The 22,880-nt window shown below is 74.3% G+C and carries 21 protein-coding genes; 14 read left to right on the forward strand and 7 right to left on the reverse strand.

What is annotated here, in order from left to right; all coding sequences use genetic code 11:
* The first annotated feature begins 67 nt into the window (after nt 1-67).
* Nucleotides 68-1,222: a hypothetical protein gene (locus AC067J_RS21685; RefSeq protein ID WP_478301542.1), complete on the forward strand. Its 1,155-nt coding sequence runs from the start codon at nt 68-70 to the stop codon at nt 1,220-1,222.
* Between the two features lie 164 nt (nt 1,223-1,386).
* Here AC067J_RS21685 and AC067J_RS21690 read toward each other — a convergent pair whose 3' ends face one another.
* Nucleotides 1,387-2,688, reverse strand: a complete 1,302-nt coding sequence (locus AC067J_RS21690; RefSeq protein ID WP_478301544.1) for an ABC transporter substrate-binding protein — start codon at nt 2,686-2,688, stop codon at nt 1,387-1,389.
* 245 nt (nt 2,689-2,933) lie between these two features.
* Here AC067J_RS21690 and AC067J_RS21695 point away from each other — a divergent pair, with 245 nt between their 5' ends.
* Nucleotides 2,934-3,377: an SCO4402 family protein gene (locus tag AC067J_RS21695; protein ID WP_478301546.1), complete on the forward strand. Its 444-nt coding sequence runs from the start codon at nt 2,934-2,936 to the stop codon at nt 3,375-3,377.
* Between the two features lie 126 nt (nt 3,378-3,503).
* Nucleotides 3,504-4,370, forward strand: a complete 867-nt coding sequence (gene purU, locus AC067J_RS21700; RefSeq protein WP_478301548.1) for a formyltetrahydrofolate deformylase — start codon at nt 3,504-3,506, stop codon at nt 4,368-4,370.
* A 73-nt stretch (nt 4,371-4,443) separates the two neighbouring features.
* Here the strand turns inward: purU and AC067J_RS21705 are convergent, their stop codons facing one another.
* Together AC067J_RS21705 and AC067J_RS21710 are read right to left on the reverse strand one after the other, a co-directional pair.
* Nucleotides 4,444-5,646 carry a zf-HC2 domain-containing protein gene (locus tag AC067J_RS21705; protein ID WP_478301550.1) on the reverse strand — a complete coding sequence of 401 codons (1,203 nt, stop codon included), beginning with the start codon at nt 5,644-5,646 and terminating at the stop codon, nt 4,444-4,446.
* Nucleotides 5,643-6,332: a sigma-70 family RNA polymerase sigma factor gene (locus AC067J_RS21710; protein WP_478301552.1), complete on the reverse strand. Its 690-nt coding sequence runs from the start codon at nt 6,330-6,332 to the stop codon at nt 5,643-5,645. Before AC067J_RS21710 ends, AC067J_RS21705 begins: the two co-directional genes overlap by 4 nt.
* A 571-nt stretch (nt 6,333-6,903) precedes the next feature.
* Here AC067J_RS21710 and AC067J_RS21715 point away from each other — a divergent pair.
* From AC067J_RS21715 to AC067J_RS21735, 5 genes are all read left to right on the forward strand, one after another.
* Nucleotides 6,904-7,419, forward strand: coding sequence for an ATP-binding protein (locus tag AC067J_RS21715; protein ID WP_478301554.1), 516 nt, complete (start codon nt 6,904-6,906; stop codon nt 7,417-7,419).
* 581 nt (nt 7,420-8,000) lie between these two features.
* Nucleotides 8,001-9,314, forward strand: coding sequence for an MFS transporter (locus AC067J_RS21720; protein WP_478301556.1), 1,314 nt, complete (start codon nt 8,001-8,003; stop codon nt 9,312-9,314).
* Between the two features lie 22 nt (nt 9,315-9,336).
* Entirely contained in the window at nt 9,337-9,864 is a 528-nt protein-coding gene (locus AC067J_RS21725) for an N-acetyltransferase family protein (protein ID WP_478301558.1), read from the forward strand.
* A 119-nt stretch (nt 9,865-9,983) separates the two neighbouring features.
* Nucleotides 9,984-10,376: a DUF4229 domain-containing protein gene (locus AC067J_RS21730; RefSeq protein ID WP_478301560.1), complete on the forward strand. Its 393-nt coding sequence runs from the start codon at nt 9,984-9,986 to the stop codon at nt 10,374-10,376.
* Between the two features lie 221 nt (nt 10,377-10,597).
* Complete coding sequence (locus AC067J_RS21735) at nt 10,598-11,572, forward strand: LacI family DNA-binding transcriptional regulator (RefSeq protein ID WP_478301562.1); 975 nt, start codon at nt 10,598-10,600, stop codon at nt 11,570-11,572.
* Nucleotides 11,573-11,892: 320 nt separating this feature from the next.
* On the opposite strand, the gene AC067J_RS21740 is transcribed toward AC067J_RS21735, so the two are convergent.
* Nucleotides 11,893-13,140: an MFS transporter gene (locus AC067J_RS21740; RefSeq protein ID WP_478301564.1), complete on the reverse strand. Its 1,248-nt coding sequence runs from the start codon at nt 13,138-13,140 to the stop codon at nt 11,893-11,895.
* Nucleotides 13,141-13,586: 446 nt separating this feature from the next.
* Here AC067J_RS21740 and AC067J_RS21745 point away from each other — a divergent pair, with 446 nt between their 5' ends.
* Entirely contained in the window at nt 13,587-14,933 is a 1,347-nt protein-coding gene (locus AC067J_RS21745; RefSeq protein ID WP_478301566.1) for a dicarboxylate/amino acid:cation symporter, read from the forward strand.
* Between the two features lie 308 nt (nt 14,934-15,241).
* On the opposite strand, the gene AC067J_RS21750 is transcribed toward AC067J_RS21745, so the two are convergent.
* The 3 genes from AC067J_RS21750 to AC067J_RS21760 form a co-directional block, all read right to left on the reverse strand.
* Nucleotides 15,242-15,604, reverse strand: a complete 363-nt coding sequence (locus AC067J_RS21750; RefSeq protein ID WP_478301568.1) for a hypothetical protein — start codon at nt 15,602-15,604, stop codon at nt 15,242-15,244.
* Nucleotides 15,605-15,667: 63 nt separating this feature from the next.
* Nucleotides 15,668-15,925, reverse strand: coding sequence for an acyltransferase family protein (locus tag AC067J_RS21755; RefSeq protein WP_478301570.1), 258 nt, complete (start codon nt 15,923-15,925; stop codon nt 15,668-15,670).
* 307 nt (nt 15,926-16,232) lie between these two features.
* Nucleotides 16,233-16,436 (reverse strand): cold-shock protein, encoded by a 204-nt coding sequence (locus AC067J_RS21760; RefSeq protein ID WP_327679974.1) that lies wholly within the window; start codon nt 16,434-16,436, stop codon nt 16,233-16,235.
* Between the two features lie 469 nt (nt 16,437-16,905).
* Here AC067J_RS21760 and AC067J_RS21765 point away from each other — a divergent pair, with 469 nt between their 5' ends.
* From AC067J_RS21765 to AC067J_RS21785, 5 genes are all read left to right on the forward strand, one after another.
* Nucleotides 16,906-17,808: a menaquinone biosynthetic enzyme MqnA/MqnD family protein gene (locus AC067J_RS21765; protein ID WP_478301572.1), complete on the forward strand. Its 903-nt coding sequence runs from the start codon at nt 16,906-16,908 to the stop codon at nt 17,806-17,808.
* 207 nt (nt 17,809-18,015) lie between these two features.
* Nucleotides 18,016-19,743: a serine/threonine-protein kinase gene (locus tag AC067J_RS21770; RefSeq protein WP_478301573.1), complete on the forward strand. Its 1,728-nt coding sequence runs from the start codon at nt 18,016-18,018 to the stop codon at nt 19,741-19,743.
* Nucleotides 19,744-19,905: 162 nt separating this feature from the next.
* The gene (gene mqnC / locus AC067J_RS21775; protein ID WP_478301575.1) at nt 19,906-21,129 is read left to right on the forward strand and encodes a cyclic dehypoxanthinyl futalosine synthase; all 1,224 of its coding nucleotides are present in this window, start codon (nt 19,906-19,908) and stop codon (nt 21,127-21,129) included.
* 14 nt (nt 21,130-21,143) lie between these two features.
* A complete protein-coding gene (locus AC067J_RS21780; RefSeq protein ID WP_478301577.1) occupies nt 21,144-21,863 on the forward strand; it encodes an amidohydrolase family protein in 720 nt (239 codons plus the stop codon).
* A gap of 405 nt (nt 21,864-22,268) precedes the next feature.
* Nucleotides 22,269-22,856, forward strand: a complete 588-nt coding sequence (locus tag AC067J_RS21785; protein ID WP_478301578.1) for a hypothetical protein — start codon at nt 22,269-22,271, stop codon at nt 22,854-22,856.
* Nucleotides 22,857-22,880 lie beyond the last annotated feature (24 nt).

The following is a 22,880-nucleotide window of genomic DNA, read 5'->3' on the forward strand; positions in this document are numbered from 1 at the left end:
TGCTCCCAAGAACCGACGAGATGTGGTCCGCCGTCAGCGCGCGGTCGTGCACAGGTGAGGAATCGCGTTGAGCCAGCGCCGCTCGTACCCCAACTCGGGTGACTTCAACCTGGACGACCTGTTCCGCCCGGAGCCCGGCCAGCAGCAGGGGCAGCCGCAGGGGCAGCCCCCGGTGCAGCCGGGCCCGCCTGCGGGTCACCCGCAGGCGGGTCACCCGCAGCCGGTGCAGCCGCCGGCCCAGCCCTCCGGGCAGCCGGAGTACCTCGGTGACAGCGCGCTGCCGACCCAGGCCATCCCGGCCCAGCAGGGCACCTGGGGCGGTGCACCGCAGCCCGGCTACCCCGGCGCGCCGCAGGCCGACCCGGCGCCGGCGACCCAGTACCTGCCGCCGTACCCGGCCGGCGGCCCGCAGCCGCAGGGCGGTGGCCACCCGGCCGCCCAGCCCGGTTTCACGGCCCAGCCCACGCAGGCCTTCCGCCCGCCCGAGCAGGGCTACCAGGGCTACCCGCCGGCCGCCCAGGAGTACCCGGGGCAGGAGTACCCGACCCAGGCGGTCCCGGCGGGCCGGGGCGGCCGCGGCGGGCGTTCGTCCACCAAGCTGGTCGTCGGCGGCGTGGTGGCCGGCTGCCTGGCGGCGGCGGTGCTGGTCGCCGTGCTGATGGACAAGGACGAGCCGGACGGCCAGGAGCCGAAGGCCGCTCCTGCCGCGGTGACCGGCAGCGGCACGCCCGCCGCCACCCCGACCGCGGGCGCGTCGACGGCCACCGTCAGCCCCGAGGTCAAGGCCCAGGCGCAGGCGCTCTCCGACCTGCTGGGCACCGCCAACGACAGCCGCCAGGCGGTGGTCGGCGCGGTCGGCTCGGTGCAGAAGTGCGAGAAGCTGCCCGAGTCGCAGCAGGCGCTCACCGCCGCCGCGGGCCAGCGCCGGGAGCTGCAGACCAAGCTGGCCACGCTGAAGACGGACAAGCTGCCCTCCGGGCAGCAGCTGGTCGAGCAGCTCAACGCGGCCTGGACGGCCTCGGCGAGCGCGGACGACGAGTACGCGGCCTGGGCCGGGGACGCGCAGGGCGGCTGCGAGCCGAAGAAGACCGACAACCAGCACTACAAGAACGCCGTGCAGGCCAGCGGGACGGCCACCAACGCCAAGAAGCAGGCGTCCGGGCTCTGGAACGCCATCGCCGGCCAGACCGGCCTGCCCACCCGCACCGACGGCGACCTCTGAGGCGAGCTCCGGGCCGACGGCCGGGGGCGCGGCGGCGGCCGGCCGGACGGTGGGCCGGGGCGGCGGTCGGGGCGGCGGTCGGGGCGGGGACCGGGGTGCCCGGGTACGCCGGAGGGCCCGGACCTGTCGGTCGGGCCCTCCGGCGCGGCGGCGGTCGGGGTGCGTCAGGCCGGCGGCTTGCCCCCGGTGAGGACCCAGCGCACGTCGACGAAGCCGGGCCGCTGGAGGGTCATCTGCCCGCCCTTGACCACCTGGTAGGTGACCCAGGTGTTCACCAGCCGGGGCGACTCGGTGCTCGGCAGCATGTTGGTGGTGCCCCAGTTCAGCGGCGGGGTGAGACCGACGTCGATCTGCTCGCCGCTGTCCAGCAGCGAGGAGACGGTCTTGCTCCCGATCGGCCGGCCGGCCGCGGTCAGCCGATCGGAGACCTGCTGGAACACCTGGTAGGCGACCCAGGTGGTCTGCACCCCGGGGTCGGCGGCGTCGATGGTCTTGCCTGCGGCGCTGTCGGCGCGGATCACCGCACGCAGCCCGTCCCAGATCTTGGCCGACTCCGGCGGGAACCACCCGGTCACGAAGGCCCCGGCCAGCGGCCCGGTGTCACCGCCGGTGGAGTCCACCACCGACTGCTGCACGCTCCCGATCACCGAGGCGATCCGGGTGTTCTTCGAGCCGGTCCGGCGGAAGGCGTCGAGCAGGTTGCCGGTCGGCTCGGCGCCCAGCGCGCTGGTGACGCAGTTGCCCGCCTGGTCGGCGCCGACGGCCTTGCGGACGGCCGGGGAGTAGTCGTTGGACTTCTCCGGGGCCTTGACGTCCAGCAGCTTGATGCCGGCGGGCTTGAGCGCGTTGCCCAGGTACCCGAGCAGGTTGTCGCCGGCCGGGGTGTCCGGCCGGATCAGGGCGACCGCCTTGCAGCCGGCCTCCACCAGCTGGCGGCCGCTGCCGCCGATCAGGGCGGGCATGCCGCCGCCCACGGGGTAGGAGAGCGGGCTGCTGAACTCCGGCTGGGAGAGTCCGTAGCCGCCGATCAGCGGGATGCCGGCCCGCTCCAGGGTGGGCATGAAGTCGTCGCCGTACTGGCTGTAGGAGCCGATCACCGCGACCGCCTTGGCGTCCACCGCCTGCTGCGCGCAGGCCTTGGCGCCGTCGGAGCTGTTGTGCTCGTTGCAGGTGATCACGCGGAGCCGGCGGCCGTTGAGGCCGCCCTTGACGTTGACGTCCCGGCCGATCGCCTCGGCCAGCGCGGTCATCCCGGGCCGGTCGGCGGAGCCGGTTCCGGACGGGGCCCACGTCATCACGGTGAGGTCGCCGCTGCCGGTGGCGGCGTCGGCCGGTCCGCCGCACGCGGAGGCCGAGAAGAGGGTTGGGAGCAGCGCCGCGGCGGTGGCGGCGGCAGCGATCGGGCGCCGGCGGCGCCGTCCCGCGTTCGGGTGCATGTCCTGGGACGAGCCCCTTCGGCTGGTCATCGGTCTTCCCTCCCTGGGCGCCGTACTGCGCACGGGCACCAGCCAATCCCCGGCGCCGCAAGCCGAGAGGGCCTAAAAGCGAACGGCCGGGAAACGGCGACAGAACTCCGGGCACGGACGCGTGTAGATCGGGAGTGGAGTACGAACGGTGAGGGAACGTACGATCGTTGTCCATGTCCGCCAGCACAGATTCTTCGTATCGGTCTGCCCGAAACCCTTCTCGTCCGGGCCACCGCTCCAGCACGATGGGCGGCATGTCGCTCAACGACCTGCCCTGGTGGCGCTGGCGCGCCCGGCTGCGCTCGGCGCTGCACATGCTCTCCGACCCCGGGTTCCAGCAGGGGACCTGGCTGGCCGGCCGCGAGGGGTACGGCGACGTGACCGACGCCGTCTACCGGCTGGTCGAGGACACCTGGCTGGACCGCTGGTCGGCGGAGAAGTACGTCGGCACGATCTTCCGGGACTCCGCCGAGGCCGCGCTGGTCGACGTCGCGGTGCTGCGGGCGGTGGGGATCCTGCACCAGGTCGGCGCGGACGCCCCGGCCTCCGCATACCTGGCGCACCACGGCTGGCCGGAGGCGGTCCGGGCGGCCCGCGAGGCGCACGTCAAGCTGGCGGTCAACGACGGTGAGGACCCGGACGCCCCGCCGCGCTCGCTGGACGTGCTGCGGATCCTGACCCAGGTCTGAGACCGGGCCCCGGCGGCCCGCCCCGGGCTCCGTCCCGGAGTGCGGGCAGCCGGGCCGGGCCCGTCCCGGAGTGTGAAACGCTGGACCATTCACGCCAGCACGACCTCAGGACGGGATACCACCACCGTGGAACAGCAGCCGGCCAGCGCCCAGTACGTCCTCACGCTGTCCTGCCCCGACAAGCAGGGCATCGTCCACGCGGTCTCCAGCTACCTCTTCATGACCGGGTGCAACATCATCGACAGCCAGCAGTTCGGTGACGGGGACAGCGGGCTGTTCTTCATGCGGGTGCACTTCTCCGCTGTCGAGCCGGTGACCGCCGACAAGCTCCGGGCCAGCTTCGCCGCGATCGGCGCCTCGTTCGGGATGGACTGGCAGATCCACCCCAGCGACGAGAAGCTGCGGATCGTCCTGATGGTCAGCAAGTTCGGGCACTGCCTCAACGACCTGCTGTTCCGCACCCGGATCGGCGCGCTGCCGGTGGAGATCGCCGCGGTGGTCTCCAACCACACCGACTTCCGGGACCTCACCGAGGGCTACGGCATCCCGTTCCACCACATCCCGGTCACCCGGGACACCAAGGACGACGCCGAGCAGCAGCTGCTGGACCTGGTCGCCAAGGAGGACGTCGAGCTGGTCGTGCTCGCCCGCTACATGCAGGTGCTCTCGGACCGCCTCTGCACCGAGCTCTCCGGCAAGGTGATCAACATCCACCACTCCTTCCTGCCGAGCTTCAAGGGCGCCAAGCCGTACCACCAGGCGCACGCCCGGGGCGTGAAGCTGATCGGCGCCACCGCGCACTACGTCACCGCCGACCTCGACGAGGGCCCGATCATCGAGCAGGAGGTGGCCCGGGTGACCCACGACGTCACCCCGGACCAGCTGGTCGCGCTCGGCCGGGACGTCGAGTGCCAGGCGCTGGCCCGTGCGGTGAAGTGGCACAGCGAGCGCCGGGTGCTGCTGAACGGGACGCGCACCGTCGTCTTCGCCTGATGCCTGATGCCTGATGCCTGACCGGCTGACCGCGTGACCGACCGCCTGACGTCGGCCGGTCGGCCGGTCGGCCCTAGGGCCGGGAGAGCAGCGGTGTCGCGCGCAGCACCTCGCGGATCGCGGCCCGGTCGCCGTGCTCGCCGACCGGCACCCGGTCCGGATCGCGGTGCGCGGCGGCCAGCTGGCAGAACTCCAGCCCGTCCAGCACCAGGGACGCCACCGGCTCGCCCGCGGGCGGGCCGTACTCCGGGCCGTCCAGCGGTATCAGCCACTCGCCGGCGGCCGGGCCGTCGATCACCAGCCGGACCCGGCGGCCGGTCCGCCCGCCGTCGGCCCGCCCCTCCGGGCGCGCGTCGGACGTGCCGGCCGTCGCCCCGGCGTGTTCGGGCCGGGCCGCGCGCTGCCCGGCCAGCGCCGGCGGCAGCATCCGGACGGCCAGGTCGATCATCTGCCGCAGGTGCTGCGGGGCCGGCGGGGCGTACGGGTAGGCGACGGCCCGGGCGACGTCCTCGCCGTGCACGTAGCACTCGAAGGCCCGGTCGACGAAGGCGTCCCGGAGCGGGACGGTCGCGAAGCCGAAGTCGACCGGGGTGTTGCCCTGCGGGGCGAGCGCGGCGGAACGGACCAGTTCGTGGCAGTGCCGGCGCCACCGGGCGCGGACCCGCTGCGGCGGCTGGCCGGCCTGCTCGGCGGTCAGCCGGGCGGTCCGTTCGGTGATCCCGGCCCAGCGCGGGCCGCCCTGCGCGGGCACCCGGGGGAGCGGCGGGGCGGCCTCCTGCGGCGGCACCCGCCGGGCGGCGGCCGGTGCGGCGCCGCCCGGGACGGGGTCGGGCAGGCCGAGGGCGACGGCCAGGTAGCCGTCCACGGCGGCGAGGTGGCAGAGCACCTCGGCCGGCCGCAGGTACTCCGTCCCGCCGTGCCACGGGAGTTCGGCCACCTCCTGCCACTCCTCCGGGCCGAGGTCGCGGAGCAGTGCGTCGAGCTTGGCGGTCTCGGCGGTGTAGGGCGCGCCCCAGGCCGGGACGGGCAGGTCGGCCGGGCGCCGGGCGAGGCACCAGTCGAGCACCTGCTGGCGCAGCGGGCCGGGCTGGTCGAGGGGCTCGTCGACGCCGAGCCATCCGGCCGCCTCGCGCAGCCGGGCCGCCTCGGCGGCGCAGTCCGGGCAGGCCCGGAGGTGCTGTTCCAGCTCGGCGGCCTCGGGGAGCGGGACGGCGCCGAGGGCCCAGGCGCCGAGCAGGGAGCGCAGGGCCTCGTGCTGATCGTCGGTGATCGTCACGTCCCCCCGCCCTCCGTCCGCTCTCCGCTGCCGCATCCCCGGTCGTCCGTCCGGCCGTCCGCCCCGTCGTGCTTCCCGCCGTGCCTCCGGTCGGGTTCCCGGTCGGGTTTCCCGGGCGCCGGGGCGCCCCGGTGGCGGGCGCGTTCCTCTTCGAGTTCGGTGGCCAGCAGTTCCAGGCCGAGCCGCATCCGCTGCTTGGCGGTCTGTTCGCTGATGCCGAGCCGGCGGGCGGTCTCCTGGTAGGTGCGGCCGTCGTAGTACGACTCCGCGATCGTCTCACGCAGCGGCTGCGGCAGGGAGGCGACCACGTACTGGACCCGGGCGGCGGTGGCCACCGTGCGGATCTCCTCCTCGGCGGCGCCGTCCTCGCCGGGGCCGACCGGTCCGGCCTCGGCCGCGCGGCGGGCCCGCAGCCGGTCCACCGCCCGGCGGTGGGTCAGTGCGCCGAGCCAGGAGCGGAGCGAGCCGCGGGCCGGGTCGAAGGACTCGGGGTGCTCCCAGACGTGGGCGAATATCTCCCGGGTGAGCTGGGCGGCGGCGGACTGGTCGGCGAGTATCCGGCCCGCCAACCCGTGGACCATCGGGGCGAGTTGGTCGTAGAGCTCGCCCAGCGCGGTCTCCTCGCCGCGGGCCAGGCGCCGCTGGAGCTGTTCGTCCCAGCGCGGGGCGCCGTCGGTGGTGGCCATCGGTCACCACCCCTCCTGCCGTACGGACCGCTGACCCGCCCCACGGTATCCCGCGCCGTTCGGGCGGTGGAGGGAATCCGTGAAGAACGGAGGAGCCGGCTTCGGATCGTCGATCGTGGGATCTGCCGTCGATCCGGCCGCCCGGTCCGGGACCTGTTCGAAGGCGGCTGGACATATGTTGCACGGGTGGTTCGCGAGTGGCGGGTGCGGCGGCGGGGGCGGACGGCGGTAGGTTCACCTCTGCGTCCTCGGCCGGTCGGCCCGGGCCGGGCGATCGCCGGTCCGAGGCTCGCCAGAGTGAGCGGGACAGTATGCCCTGCCCTGTCCCCCGATCGCTGGAATATGCCCGAAGCGCTTGCTGCCGCCGGTCCGCCGAATCATCCTGAGGCGTATTCGTGTCGCGGCCAGTGCGCGACGGACGAGGTGACGCGGGTGCGCCGTACCCGGTGTGACGTGCGGCGGCCCGATGGGCGGTGGCCCGACGGACGGCGGCCCGGTGAGTGCCCGGGCAGGCCGGGCGATCAGGCCCGGCCGGGACGATGGCCGAACTGCGAGTGCAGGTGGTGGAGCAGTGCAGGTTCTACAGGTACAGCTGGCGGTGCAGGCGGACCCCGCCGAGGTCGGCCGGGCCCGTCGGTGGGTGCGCTCGCGGCTGCTCAACCACGGCGTGGACCCGGACGCGCCGATCGCCGAGACGGTCGTGCTGGTGGTCTCCGAGCTGGTGACCAACGCGGTGGTGCACACCGGCTGTCCGGCCGTGCTGCGGCTCTGCTTCCCGATCGGTGGCGGCCCGATGGGCGACGGCCCGGGCGGGGTCGCACCGGCCCTCGGGGTGCGCGAGTCGGCGACGGTCGGCCCGCTGCGGGTCGAGGTCGCCGACGCCAGCCAGGCCGCGCCCGCGCCCCGGCACGCCGGGCCGGACGTGGACGCCACCAACGGGCGCGGCCTGGAGCTGGTCGAGCTGCTCTGCGACCGCTGGGGCTGGTACCCGGACGGTGCGGGCAAGCGGGTCTGGTGCGAGATCAGCCCGGACGCCCGGCCGATGGAGCCGTTGGCCGCCGTGGACTGGGCCGCGCTGGCGCAGTGACGGGTACTCACCGGGGCCCGGAGCCGGAGCCGGTGCCGGTGCCGGGGTCGGCGCGCGGGCCGGTGCCGGGTGTCCGGCCGGGATCGGGGCCGGTCCCGGGGCCGTGCCGGCGGCCCGGTGATCGCCGGGCCGAAACCTGACGCAACCATTCCGAATTTCGGACAACCCATTGACGTGACGTATCCGACTGATCACGCTTGGGTGCAGCTCTTCGTTGCGAGGGGACGCCGAGGGAACACCCGAACGCCGCTGTGGTGCTGCTGTCCAGGGGGATCGTGTCAGCAGGGGGGCCGCAGTCTGCCGGTCGTGCGCTGGCTCCTTGGCGAGTGCGGAGGGTGCTGCGCGGGTTCAGGGCCCGTGCGTCGAGGTTGGATGGCGGTCGGCCGTGCCGTGCTCGGGGTGCGTGCGGCCCGCCGCCATCCGATCCGCCCGCCGTGGGCGGTCGTTTCCGGCCACCGGGTCCGCCCGCCGAACGCCGGGTTCCGGTCGGCCGGTTCCCGTCCCCGGTTGGCCCGATACCGACGAAAGCTGGCAGCTCCGCCCCTCGCCGCCCACCGGCTCCCTTCGGGAGACTCTGCCGGGTGAACGAACCGCACGCCCCTGTCAGACCCGCCCCGACCGGCCCCGCCCCCACCCGCGCGCCCCGGCTGCACTACGCCTGGGTGGTGGCCGCCGTCGCGCTGCTGGTGCTCCTCGGCTCGGCCGGATTCCGCTCCACGCCCAGCCTGATGATGGACGCGCTGCACCACGAGTTCGGCTGGTCGATGGGCACGATATCCAGCGCCACTTCGGTCAACCTCACCCTCTACGGCCTCACCGCCCCGTTCGCCGCCGCCCTGATGGACCGGTTCGGCGTCCGGCTGGTGGTGGTCTGCGCGCTGCTGACCATCTCGGTCGGCGCGGGACTGACCATGCTGATGCGCGAACCCTGGCAACTGGTGCTCTGCTGGGGCGTGCTGGTGGGCCTCGGCAGCGGCTCGATGGCCGGTGCGTTCGCCACCACGATCACCGGCCGCTGGTTCCAGGCCCGCCAGGGGCTGGTCACCGGGGTGCTGACGGCCGCCGGCGCGGCGGGCAACCTGGTCTTCCTGCCGGTCGGCGCCTGGCTGGTCGAGCAGCACGGCTGGCGCTCGGCCGTCGTGGTGGTCTCGCTGGCCGCGACCGCGGTCGCCGTCCCGGTGCTGCTGCTGATGCGCGAGCGGCCCGCCGACGTGGGCCTGCTCCCGTACGGGGCGACCGAGGAACCGCCGGCCCCGCCGGCCGACGGGCGGGCGCTGGCCCGTTCGCTCCGGGTGCTCCGCACGGCCTCCCGCAGCCGGGCGTTCTGGCTGCTGGCCTCCTCCTTCGCGATCTGCGGCGCGACCACCGCCGGGCTGGTCGGCACCCACTTCATCCCGGCCGCCCACGACCACGGCCTGCCGGTCACCACCGCGGCGAGCCTGCTGGCGCTGATCGGTATCTTCGACGTGGTCGGCACCATCGCCAGCGGCTGGTTCACCGACCGCTTCGACTCCGGCCGGCTGCTGGTCGTCTACTACGCGCTGCGCGGAGTCTCGCTGCTCCTGCTGCCGCAGCTGTTCGCCGGCTCGCTGGAGCCGCCGATCCTGGCCTTCGTGATCTTCTACGGGCTGGACTGGGTGGCCACCGTGCCGCCGACCGTCGCACTCTGCCGCCGCCACTTCGGCGCCGACGCGCCGATCGTCTTCGGCTGGGTGCTCGCCTGCCACCAGATCGGCGCGGCCGTGGTGGCCGGACTGGCCGGGTTCTCCCGGGACGCGCTCGGCGACTACGACCTCGCCTGGTACGCGGCCGGCGGGCTCTGCGCGATCGCCGTCGTCCTCTGCCTGGCGCTCCGGAAGGCCGGTCCGGAACGGATCGCTCCGGCTCTGTCGTAAGGGGCGCCTAGGCTGTGTGTCCATGGCGCTCACCTTCACCCTCGACCCCGACCTCGACCCCGGTCTGCGGGCCGGGATCACCCGGCTGTGGACCGACGCCAGCAACGCCGGCGGCGCGGTGGGCTTCGTCCCCCCGGTCACCGAGGACGAGGTCTGGATCACCGCGGAGAAGCAGTTCGCCGGGATCGCACCGGCCGGGCCGGACCGCCTGCTGATCGCCCACGAGTCCGCGACGGGCCGACTGGCCGGCCTGCTGGTCTTCGAGTCGATGCGCTTCGGACTGATGGAGCACTGGCGGGTGCTCTCCCGGGTGATGGTCCACCCCGAACTGCAGGGGCACGGCTACGGCGCGGCGCTGCTGGCCGAGGCCGAACGGACCGCCCGGGACTGGGGCCTGGTCGGCCTGCGGCTGCACGTGCGCGGCGGACTCGGCCTGGAGGCGTTCTACGGGCGCAGCGGCTACGTCGAGGTCGGCCGGGTCCCCGGCACCATCCGGGTCGCGCCCGGCGACGACCGCGACGACGTCACCATGTGGCTCGACCTGCGCTGACCGCACCCCCGCCGCAACGCCTCCCGGCGGGGGACGGCGGACCCGTTCCCCGCCGGGCCGTCCGGGCATGCTTCACTGGGAGACCGGCCCAGCCCCGCGCAGAGAAGGACGTGTCCCCGGTGAGCAGCACTGTGAGCAAGAAGTCGCACGCCACGCTCCGCTACACCTCCATGCGGGTCTCCATCTTCCTCGGCTGCCTGCTGGCAGCCCTGCTTCTGGGGCACTTCCAGGTGATCCCGGTCAAGGGCCAGTCGGGCACGGTCTTCCTGTTCCTGCTGGCCGCGGTCGTCTCGGCGCCGCTCAGCTACGTGCTGCTGCACAAGCAGCGTGACGAGATGTCGGCCGAGATCTCCGGCAGGGTGGACGGCATCCGCTCGCGGACGGCCCAGCGGATCGCCGCGCAGAACGAGGAGGAGGACGCCGCGGACGACGCCGCCCGTTCGGCGGCCGCCTCCGCTTCGGCCGCCTCCGCTTCGGCCGCCTCCGCTTCGGCCGCCTCCGCGCAGAGCTGACCCGCGCCGCCGCCGTGCCCCGTTCCAGCCCTGCCGAGTCCAGCCCTGCCGAGTCCGGCGACGCCGCGCCCGGTGCCGCCGTGCCCGGTGCCGCGGTGCCCGGTGACGCCGCCGGACCGGGAGCCGGATCCGCGGCCGCGGCGCCGGAGCCCGCGGCCGAGGGCACCGGGCATGCGGCCGGGACCTGGCCGGCCCCCGTCCGACGGCCCACCGGGCGGGACGTGGCACGCCTCGCCGGGGTCTCCCAGGCCACCGTCTCGCTGGTGTTCTCCGGCTCCGAGGCCGGCCGCCGGGTCTCCGAAGCCACCCGGGAACGGGTCCGCGAGGCCGCCCGCAGCCTCGGCTACCGGCCGCAGGCCGCCGGGCGCCAGCTGCGCCTGGGCCGCAGCGGCATGATCCTGCTGGCCGTGCCGAACATCCTCGGCCCGTTCTTCGGACGGGTGCTGGAGGGCGTCCACGAGGAGGCGGGCCGGCACGGCCTGGCCGTCGTGGTGAGTTCGGGCTGGGGGAGCGCGACCCTCGCCGAGGCCGCCACCACCAGCCGGTTCGACGGACTGCTGATCTGTTCGCCGGACGACAGCCAGCTCGGCGAGCTCCCCGCCGACACCCCCGCCGTCTTCCTGGACGCCGACCCGGGCACCGACCGGGCCCGTCCGACCATCGAGCTGGACGTGGCCGGCGGCATGCGGGCCGCCGTCGAGCACCTCGCCGCACTCGGCCACCGCCGGATCGGCCGGCTCCGTTCCACCCACTCCGCCTACACCTTCCGGGTCCGCCAGGCCGCGTTCGAGGAGGCCGTCCGCTCGTTCGGCCTCGACGTGCTCGAACTGGGCGTCAGCCTGAACGAGGGGCAGTCCGCGGCACGCGTCGCCGCCCACCGGCTGCTGGCGCACCCGGCCCGCCCGCACGCGGTGATCTGCGACGACGACGTGGTCGCCTCCGGGGTCTACCAGGCCGCCGCCGAGCTCGGCCTGCGGGTGCCCGCCGACCTCTCGGTGGTCGGTATCGACAACGTCCCGGTGGCCGCGCTGCTCGCGCCTCCGCTCACCACCGTCGACCTGCCGGGCGAGGAACTGGGGCGGGCCGGTGTCGCGGCGCTCGCCGGACTGCTCCGCGGCGAGCCGGTCGCACCGGTGGCGCCGCTCGCCACCGCGCTGGTGCTGCGCTCCTCCACCGCGCCCGGCGGATCGGGCTGACGGGCCTCTCGCCGACGCACCGCTCGCCGACGCACCGCTCGCCGACGCACTCGCCGGAGCCGTCCGACCCGGCCCGTCCGGCGTGCCCGCCGAGCCACGGCGGTGGGCTGCCCGACGCCGGTGGCGGTACGGGCGCCTGACCGGCATCCTCTCCGCCGCCCTCGGCACCGGCCGGCCGATCGTGCCGATCACCGGGGAAGGGGCACCCGGGGAGGCCGCGGCCGCGACAGCCGACCGTCCGCACGAGGACATGCGTGAGTGGCTGCGCCCGACGGCCAGACCACCGGCCCGACGGACGCAGCCACGTATTCGGGGTGGGCTCAGCCCACCGGTACCGGCGCGGCGGGCGCCGGCTCGGCCGACAGCGGCCGGTCGGCCGCCGTCGCGGCGGCGGGAGCCGGCCGGAACCAGCGGCGGGCGCCGAACAGCAGCAGCCCGCCCAGGCCGATCCCGCCCGCCGCACAGAGCGCCACCGACCGCAGCGACCCCTCGGCGAGGTGGCCGGAGACCGCGTAGCCGAGCGAGTTGCCGGTCGCGAAGAGCGTGACCAGCCAGGCGAAGGCCTCGGTCACGGTGCCGACCGGGGCCAGCTCGGCGACCAGGACGAACGCCGCCGCCAGCAGCGGAGCCAGCGCGATCCCCGAGACGAACGCCAGCCCGGCCATCGCGGCCGGCCCCGGGACCAGCAGCAGCGGGAGATAGGAGACGGCCATGCCTACCGCCATCAGCCAGGTGCGCGTGGCGGTGGTGCTGCGCCACTTCACGGCGCCGTAGGCGAGCGCACCGAGCAGTCCGCCGAGCGCGGCCAGCGCCAGCAGGGTGCCCGCACCGCCCGGCAGCCCGTCCGTCTCGTGGGCCTCCGCGTACGCGATGAAGAGCACGTTCTGTGCGCCGACGGCCCAGCCGGCGCCGGCCAGGCCGACCAGCAGCAGCACCAGTCCGGGCGAGCGGAGCGGTCCGAGCAGGCCCGCCGAGTGTTCGCGCGGCGGGGCCTGCCAGGCCCGGGCCGGTCCGGTGGTGGCCACGACCAGGGCTCCGAGCAGCCCCAGCCCGGCCGCCACCCAGAGCGCCGCGACCGGGCTGACCGCGCCCGCGATCCCGGCCACCGCGAGCGGACCGGCGACGTAGAGGATCTGCTGGGAGGCGGAGTCGAAGGCGTACGCGGTGTCGAGCTGCTCCTCCTCGACGACGTCGGGCCAGAGCGAGCGCAGGCAGGGTTCGAGCGGCGGCATGGCCAGGCCGGCGATCGCGGCACCGACCGGCGCCGCCCACGCCGAGCCGGGAGCCAGTGCGAGCAGCGTGTACCCGCCGCCGGCGACCACGGCGGAGGCGAGCAGGACGCGCGGCTGCCCCGTCCGGTCCACGATCCGGCCGAGCACCGGCCCGCCGACCGCCGCCGCGATCGCGTACGCGGCGGTGGCCAGCCCGATCCGGCTGTACGGCGCGCCGGCGTCGCGCAGGGCGAGTGCGATCACCAGGGCGGTCATGCCGGCCGGGAGGCGGCCTAGCAGGGTGCCGAAGAGCAGTCGGCCGACGTGCGGGGCGCGGAGCAGGGCGAGGTAGCCCATGGGCGGGGTTCTCCGGTCTGGGCGTCTTGGGTGGGCGGGGGCGCCACCCAAGTTATACGTATAACCGCCGAGCGGTCAATCGGAGCGACGAGGTGATCTGATGGTGCGTCAGCTTCGTTCGTGTCCGGACTCCGCCGGGGCTCCGCGAACGGGGGTGTCCGGAACTCAAACAACTACTTTGAACATCTCAAACCTTTACTGCTAACGTATCGGCCATGACCACCTCAGACGCACTCCGGATGCACGGCCTGGGCTCGCAGCCCGGCGCCGCCCGCGGGTGCCGTCTGACCGGTGCTGTGGACAGCCCGCGCCGTTGTCGCGCCATGAGCTGTATTTCGGCGGCACGCCCCTGATCGGGGCCGGACCTCCCCGCCCGGCCCGCGCGCCGTGTCGCCTTTCCCGCCCCGCCTCACCGTCAGCAACGCCTCCCCCGGAGCCGCACCGTCATGTCCACAGCGCCCGAGGCGACCTCGTCGCCGTCCGTGCTCGCCAGAATCCGCAAGACCCCCTTCTGGGTCCAGATCGTCGCCGGCCTCGTGCTCGGCATCGGCCTCGGCTACCTGGCCCGCGCGGCCGACATCTCCTGGCTGGCCACCACCCTGGAGACCATCGGCAAGATCTTCGTCCAGCTGCTGAAGCTCGCCGTCCCCCCGCTGGTCTTCACCGCGATCCTGGTGAGCGTCGCCAACCTCCGCAACGTCACCAACGCGGCCCGCCTGGCCGTGCGCACGCTGCTCTGGTTCCTGATCACCTCGCTGATCGCGGTGGCCATCGGCCTCGGCCTCGGCCTGCTGACCAACCCCGGCGAGGGCACCAACCTCAAGACCGAGGGCCTCAAGCCGCCGAAGTCCACCGGCAGCTGGATCGACTTCCTGACCGGGATCTTCCCGACCAACATCGTGACCGCGTTCACCGAGGTCGAGGTCCTGCAGATCGTCTTCCTGGCGGTCGTGGCCGGTGCGGCCATCCTCAAGCTCGGTGCCAAGGCCGAGCCGGTCCTCAAGCTCAGCGAGTCCGTCCTGGAGCTGGTCCAGACCGCCCTGTGGTGGGTCATCCGGCTCTCCCCGCTCGGCACCCTCGGCCTGATCGGCAAGTCCGTCGCCAAGTACGGCTGGGACCTGCTGAAGCCCTTCACCGCCCTGACGGTCGACATCTACGTCGGCTGCGCGCTGGTGCTGTTCGTCGTCTACTCCCTGCTGCTGAAGTTCGCCGCCGGCCTCAACCCGCTGAACTTCTTCAAGGGCGCCTGGCCCGCGATCCAGCTGGCCTTCGTCTCCCGCTCCTCGGTCGGCACCCTGCCGGTCACCCGCCGGGTCACCGAGCGCCTCGGCGTGCCGAGCGAGTACGCCTCGTTCGCGGTGCCGTTCGGCGCCACCACCAAGATGGACGGCTGCGCCGCGATCTACCCGTCGCTGGCCGCGATCTTCGTCGCCCAGGTGTACGGCATCGACCTCGGCATCAAGGACTACCTGCTGATCGCCTTCGTCTCGGTCATCGGCTCGGCCGCCACGGCCGGTCTGACCGGCGCGATCGTGATGCTGACCCTGACCCTGTCGACGCTGGGCCTCCCGCTGGAGGGTGTCGGCCTGCTGCTGGCGATCGACCCGATCCTCGACATGATCCGCACCGCGACCAACGTCGCCGGCCAGGCCCTCGTGCCGATCGTGGTCGCCGCCCGCGAGAAGACCCTCGACCTGGCGGCCTACAACAACCCCACCGGCGACCTCTACGCGGACGCCCCCGCGGCCGCCGTCCCGGCCCAGGCCGGTGCGAAGGCCGCTGCCACGGCCTGACCGCTCCCGGCCAGTGCGTGACGTCGGCTCCCGAGACCCGTTGGTGGTCTCGGGAGCCGACGTCGTCGTTCGGGGAGGGCGCGGCCGGTGTCCATGTGTCGACCTCGTCCGCACCGACATCCGGCACCGGCACCCGGCGCCCGGGACCGGCACCCGGCGCCCGGGACCGGCGCCCGGCTCACAGGCGCGCCTGTGAGCCCGTGCCCGGGGCCTGTACGCGGGCCCGGAGCAGCCTCGGGGAAGCACCTCGCCCCGCCGCTCAGCGACGGGGCGAAGAATGCGGACTCCCACCGGCCGGCCGCGCCTCCTCAGGAGCGCGGCGGGCCCTCGGTGTACGTGCGACGGCCGGGTCGGCCCGTTGCGACGGCGCCCGCCCCGGCGCCCGCGCCGACCGTGGCCGGTACCCGCACCCGGTCACTGTCATCGGCCTGCGCGGGCAGCACCGGCGCGGCGTCCGGCCGACCCCCGGCCTCCGGGCCCGATCCGGGGTACCGGCGCTCGACCGCCTTGAGGACCCGGCGGCCCAGCTTCTGCGCCGGAATCTCCACCAGCCGGTACATCAGGTAGCTCACCACCAGGGTCACGGACAGGTACTCGGCGGCCCACACCAGCTTGTCGCCGTCGGACTTCGGAAGCGGCGGCACGCCCACCAGCGGGCCGGTGGTGTGCATCAGCGGGACGTGCAGCAGGTGGACTGAGAAGCCGACCCAGAACGCCCTGACGTCACCGCGACGTTAGAGAGAGGCCCGGATGATGTAGCCGCTCACGATGAAGAACAACATGACTCCGTAGAAGCCCATGTCGAAGTGCCACCAGACGAACTTGCCCAGGGCCGGCGGCAGCAGTGGCACCAGATCGAAGTGGTGCAGCAGCACCACCATGGCGGCGATGCCGCGCAGCGCGTCCAGCCAGCCGAGCCGGCCCCCCCCCCGTTCGACCGGCCGCCTCTCCCGTACTTCCCGCACCCCGGAGGGACAGCCTCGGTCTCTCATGTTTTCACGGCGGGAGAGTAGCCCATGGGAAAGGCCTGTTCGACGGCGGTGCCTCGCGTACGAAGCCCCGTCTTCCTGCGGCTCCGAGGGTCCGCTCCGGGGCCGTGTCCGCGAACCGGGGTCGGGGCCGGCCCGAGGCGTCCGTCGGGGCTGCGGGAGCGGCCCGGCGCGGGTGCCGCGGGAAGAGGCAGGGGGCCCACCGGAAACGGCGGGCCCCCTTGGGTGTTGCTCTTGTGCTCATGGTGACGGCCGGCGGCCGTCGGCGGACCCGAGGGGGTCCCGAGCGATCAGGACATCATGAGGATGGTCAGATAACGGTGACGTTCTCCGCCTGCGGGCCCTTCGGACCCTGGGTGACGTCGAAGCTGACCGCCTGGTTCTCCTCCAGCGAGCGGAAACCGCTCGCGTTGATGGCGGAGTAGTGGACGAAGACGTCGGGGCCGCCGCCCTCCTGGGCGATGAAGCCGAAGCCCTTCTCAGCGTTGAACCACTTGACGGTTCCCTGAGCCATGCCGTTCTCCTTGCGAGGGACGTGTCGGGGACCACACCGTGTGGCACCCGGTCCGCTGCGCTGATCGCCCTGCCTCCGGACGGGTCCGGAGTTTTTCGATATTGCTGAAAAACTACAAAAAGCCCGCGGTTACATGCTCCGCAGGCTTCAAGTACTGCAAGGGGAATCAAACTGCAACTGAGGGCAACGCTAGCATGCGGCTGCTGTGACGACCAGGGGTGACTTGCGGGCCGGACCGCACGTGTCGTAAGGCCGTTCCGGCGGCCTGCACGGCCCGTTGGGGCAGTGCGCGGGAGCCGCCGGGCCGGCCCGCGCGTGAGCTGCCGGGACGCTGTCCGCGGTCCTTCGCGGCGGTCCGCGCGGAGAGTGCCGCGACGGCGCGAGCGCGTGTCGTAAGGCCGGTGCCGGGCTTCCGGAACGGCGGGCATACCCTGCGGGGGAAGCGCACGAACAGCAAGGGAGCGGCGCAGTGGCAGCACCGGATGCGGGACCGCTGGATCCCGAGGAGAACACCACCCCGGTCCGGCCGCGGGTCGGGCACATTCAGTTCCTGAACTGCGTACCCCTCTACTGGGGACTGGCGCGGACCGGCAACCTCCTCGACCTGGACCTCACCAAGGACACCCCGGAGAAGCTCAGCGACCAACTGGTCGGCGGTTCTCTCGACATCGGGCCGATCACCTGCGTGGAGTACCTCCGGCACGCGGACGAACTGCTGGTGCTGCCCGACATCGCGGTCGGCAGCGACGGTCCCGTGATGTCCTGCGTGATCGTCAGCAAGGTGCCGCTGGCCGAGCTGGACGGCCGGCGGGTCGCCCTCGGCTCCACCAGCCGTACCTCGGTACGGCTCGCCCGGCTCCTGCTGGAGGAGCGGGAAGGCGTGCGCCCGGAGTACTTCAGCTGCCCGCCCGACCTGGACTCCATGCTCGCGGAGGCCGACGCGGCCGTCCTGATCGGCGACCCGGCGCTCCGCGCCTACCTGGGCCAGGCCGCCGCGCAGGGACTGGCGGTGCACGACCTCGGCGAGATGTGGAAGGAGTGGACCGGGCTGCCGTTCGTCTTCGCGGTCTGGGCCGCCCGCCGCGACTTCGCCGAGCGCCGGCCCGAACTGACCGCGGCGGTGCACCGGGCCTTCCTGGAGTCCCGGGACCTCTCGCTGGTGGAGGCCCGCGAGGTCGCCGCGCACGCGGCCCGCTGGGAGGCGTTCGACGCGGGCGTGCTGGAGCGGTACTTCAGCGAGGCGCTGGACTTCTCGCTCGGCGAGCGGCAGCTGGCCGGGCTGGCCGAGTTCGCCCGCCGGGTCGCGCCCGACAGCGGCTTCGCGCCCGACGTGGCCGTGCGGCTGCTGGAACCGGCGCCCGTCGTCGCCTGACCCGGGCCCGGGCCGGCCAGGGTCCGGTCCGTTCCGGCTTGATCCCGGTCCGGCCCACGGTCAGGCCCGCCCGGGGTCCGGCCTGACCCCGGGCCGGACGGGCCGGGCCACGGGATGTGGCGCCTCACCGTCCGCCGCCCGGTAGCGTCTGCACCCGGAATCCGTGCCCCGGAGGCGGGGCCGTGCGGCGACGGGAGGGTGCGGGGGATGCAGGCACTGGGATCGGACGATCCGCGCCGGGTGGGCGCCTACCGGCTGCTGCGCCGGCTCGGCGCGGGCGGCATGGGCCGGGTCTACCTCGGCCGGACGGCCGGCGGCCGCACGGTGGCGGTCAAGGTGGTGCGCGGCGAGCTGGCCGAGGACGCCGAGTTCCGCGCCCGGTTCCGGCAGGAGGTGGACGCCGCCCGCCGGGTCGGCGGCTCCTGGACGGCACCCGTCCTGGACGCCGACACCGAGGGCGAACACCCCTGGGTGGCCACCGGCTACGTCGCCGGTCCCGCGCTCGGCACCGCCGTCACGGAACACGGGCCGCTGCCCGAGTCGGCCGTCCGGACCCTCGGCGCCGGCCTGGCCGAGGCGCTCGACCACGTCCACGGCCTCGGGCTGGTCCACCGCGACGTCAAACCGTCCAACGTGCTGCTCACCCTGGACGGCCCGCGACTGATCGACTTCGGCATCGCCCGGGCCCTGGACGCCGCCAGCGGGCTCACCCAGTCCGGCTACGTGGTCGGCTCACCCGGCTTCATGTCCCCCGAACAGGCGAACGGGCTGCTCGCCGGGCCGCCCAGCGACGTCTTCTCGCTCGGCGCCGTGCTCGGCTTCGCCGCCACCGGGGCGCACCCCTTCGGTGAGGGAGTGAGCGCCGCCGTCCTCCTCTACCGGGTGGTGCACGAGGAGCCGGACCTCTCCGGCCTGCCCGAGGGGCCGTTGCGCTCGACCGTGCTCGCCTGCCTGGCCAAGGACCCGGCCGCCCGCCCGACCCCGCGTGAACTGCGCGCGCGACTGGACCCGGACGGCACGGCCGCAGCGCGGCTGGGGCAGGGCGGCTGGCTGCCGCCGGCGCTGGCGGCGGCGGTCGGACGGAGCGCGGTGCAGCTGCTGGACCTGGAGGCGGAGGAGTCGTCGGTGGGGGCCGCGCCGGTCCCGCCGGGGGCCGACCGGACGCCGACCTTCGTACCCGGTGCGGGTGCAGGCGCGGGTGCGGCCGGGGGATCGGGTGCGTGGGGCGCGCCGACGGGCGGGGCGGCGCCCCGGCGCCGGTACGGGGCCGCGCTCGTGGCGGGTGCGTTGCTGCTGCTGGTGGCGGGCGGCGGGTACGGCGCCTACCGGGTGTGGGGGAAGGAGGACCCGCCGGCCGTGGTCGCGGGCTCGGGCTCGGGTTCGCCGAGTGCCCCGGTCGTCGGGGGCGTGACCCAGCCGCCGCCGTCGACCACGCCCGGCGGGCCGTCGCGCGGGCCGTCGCCGTCGCCGTCGGGCGGGACCGGGGCGGGCGCCACGCCGTCGGGCGGCACCCCGGTGGGCGGGACGCCGTCCGGCAGCGCCTCCGGGAGCGGCACCCCGGCGGGCGGGCCGAGCGTCGTCCCGGAGTCCTTCCTCGGCACCTGGCGCGGGGAGATGACGACCCAGAAGGGGGTGCCCGCCGGTACGACCACCCTGGTCATCGGGAAGGCGGCGCTCGGCCAGGAGGCCACCACCAGCCGCAACGAGCTCACCGGCCTGCTCTCGGTCAGCTGCGAGGGGGCCTGGACGCTCACCTCGGCCGAGCCGGAGAAGCTGGTGTTCACCTCCCGGCTGGTCCGCTCCTCGCTGCCCGGCGCGTGCACCGGCGGCTCGTACTCCGAGACGCTCACCCTGCAGAAGGACGGCGCGATCGTCTTCACCTCGGCCGACCCGAAGGCCGGGAACCCGTCCGGGACGCTGCGGCGGGCGGGCTGACGCGGGGGAGCGGAGGCGCTGGCGTAGGCTGAACCGGATGCAGCCCGGTGTTGCGGACTGACGGTTCGAACCGCCGGTGCAACCCGACGGTGCAGCCCGGGACCGTGCCCGTCCGGCAGCGCCCGCAAGACCAGCAGTACCCGAGAGAGAGAAGGCCGTCAGGTGTCCGAGCTCGCAGCGACCACCCTCGATGCGCCCAGCACCGACCTGCAGGCCGTGCTCGACCGGGCGGCCGGCGGAGGCCGGATCAGCCCGGAGGAGGCGCTGGAGCTCTACCGCTCGGCCCCGCTGCACGCGCTCGGCTCGGCGGCCGACACGGTGCGCCGCCGCCGCTACGCCGGCACCGAGCACATCGCGACGTACATCATCGAGCGCAACATCAACTACACCAACGTCTGCGTGACGGCGTGCAAGTTCTGCGCCTTCTACGTGGCGCCGAAGAGCAGCAAGGGCTGGTCCCGCGACCTCGACGAGATCCTGCGCCGCTGCGCGGAGACGGTCGAGCTGGGCGGCACCCAGATCATGTTCCAGGGCGGCCACCACCCGGACTACGGCGTCGAGTACTACGAGCGCGCCTTCTCGGCGATCAAGGCGGACTTCCCGCAGCTGGTGATCCACTCGCTGGGCGCGTCCGAGGTCGAGCACATGTCCCGGATCTCGGGCGTCTCGATCGAGGAGGCCATCACCCGGATCCACAAGGCGGGCCTCGACTCCTTCGCCGGCGCCGGCGCCGAGCTGCTGCCGGAGCGCCCGCGCAAGGCGATCGCCCCGCTCAAGGAGTCCGGTGAGCGCTGGCTGGAGATCATGGAGGCCGCCCACGGCCTGGGCGTCGAGTCCACCTCCACCATGCTGATGGGCACCGGCGAGACCAACGCCGAGCGGATCGAGCACCTGCGGATGATCCGCGAGGTGCAGGACCGCACCGGCGGGTTCCGCGCCTTCATCCCGTACACCTACCAGCCCCAGAACAACCACCTGAAGGGGTCGACCCAGGCGACCGTCTTCGAGTACCTGCGGATGATCGCCATCGCCCGCCTCTTCCTGGACAACGTCGCCCACATCCAGGGCTCCTGGCTGACCACGGGCAAGGAGGCCGGCCAGCTGTCGCTCCACTACGGCGCGGACGACCTCGGCTCGGTCATGCTGGAGGAGAACGTGGTCTCGGCGGCCGGCGCCAAGCACCGCTCCAACCTCACCGAGCTGATCCACCTGATCCGGGCCGCGGACCGCGTCCCCGCCCAGCGCTCGACCACCTACGAGCACCTGCGGGTGCTGGACGACCCGGCGAACGACCCGGTCGACCCGCGGGTCGCCTCGCACATCGCCTCCACCGCGATCGAGGGCGGCACGGCGCACCCCGAGCTGAAGATCCTCGACAACGGCTGAGCGCGACCACCGCTGTGCTGACCCTGCACCGGGCGGCCCGTGTGCTGCCGGACCCGGCCGATCCCACCGCCCCGTCCCACACCGACGGGGCGGTGCTCGTGCGCGGCGAACTGGTCGCCGCCGTGGGCCCGTACGCGGAGCTGGCGGCGGAGCACCCGGCGGCCCGGGTGCGGGACTGGGGTGACGGGCTGCTGACGCCCGGCCTCCGCAACCCCTACGGGCACTGGCTGCTGGAGCGCGCGTACCACCCGGACCCGCGCGAGGGGGTCGGCGACGAGCCGGTGCCCGGAGGCCTCGGGGGGCTCGGGGATCCGGCCGACGAGGCGCGGTGCGGCGCGAGCGCCCGGCGCGGGCTGCAGCGGATGCTCGGGTTCGGGGTGACGGCGGTGGCCGGCCCGTTCGAACGGGCCTCGGTGCGGACGGCGGTGGCCCGGTCGGGACTGGGCGCACCGGGCGGTCCCGGGGCGCTCGGCGGTTCAGGTGCGCTCGGCGGTTCCGGTGCACCGGATGGGGCCGATGAGGCCGATGGATCGGGTGGGACGGGCGGAGCGGGGGCCGGAGCGGGGCCGCTGGACCCGCTCGCGGTGCTGCCGTTCGCCGGGGCCGTGCACGGCCGGCTGGGCGTCGGGGGCCGGGCGGACTTCGCCGTGTTCGAGCCCGGCCCGGACGGGCCGCGGGCCGGCGGTTGTCGGGCCACGGTGCTGGCCGGGCGGCTTGTGTTCCGTCGGCGCTGAGGCCGGGGCCGACGACGGGGCCGGGCCGGGCCTCGTCGGGTCGGGGTCGGAGTCGGGCCGGGGCCGGAGTCGGGCCGGGTGACCGTCAGGGTGGATCGTCGCCGGGGGAGGGCGCCGAGATCGCCTTGGCGTCGATGTCCGCATGCTACTCATTGGTAGTCGTACCGTAATACTGCTGCTTTCTGCTGCTCGGTGAGACTCCCGTGCGGCGCAAGGGACTTGCTTCGTATGCCCTCGAACTGTGGCGTCAACGAGGGTGTCTGATTCCCCCTTCGTCGTGACCTGAGGGCCCGCCAGCGGATAGCATCCGGCTCAGCTCAGTCCGTACCCTCACCACACTCCGCCCGTGCCCCTCGGGCGGCGGGGCCCCGTCCCAGGCCCCGAACGCAAGCCAGGACAGGAACCATGCGATCCGCGACCGTCCCCCCGCCGCGCTCCCCGCGGTTGGGCCGTGGCTGGTACCTCACCGCCGTGCTCAGCGCCGTACTGGCCCTCGGCATGTGCCTGCTGGGCTGGCGTCAGGCCGAGCAGGCCGACCGGATCGGCGCGCACCCGGTGAGAGTCGACGGCACCGTGACCCAGCTCGCCGCCGGCGGCGGCTCCTACAGCACCGTCAGCTACCGGGCGGTCGGCCAGCAGCACACCGCGGCCGCGCTGCCGCTCGCCGACGGCGTGAAGGTCGGCGACGCGGTCTGCCTGGAGCACGCGGCCGACGACCCGGGCGCCGTCCGGGTCTGCGGCGACACCTACCCGCAGCCGGTCGGCGTCGGGCTGGCCCGGTTCAGCGTGCCGGTGGCCGTGGTGCTCTTCGCCGTCTGCATGCTGAGGATCCGGCGGCACCGGCGGGACGTGGCCGTCCGGAGCGGGCAGAACCGGATCGCCACCACCGTGGCCCTGGCGACCGGTGCGCTGGCCGAAGGCATGCCGGCGATAACGCACGGCAAGCGCTCGCGCCGCAAGCGCCGCTCCGGCGGCCGGCGCGGCCTGCACTGACGCGCCGCCCGCGCCGGGGTGCGG

Source organism: Kitasatospora sp. NPDC042419 (genome assembly GCF_056437345.1).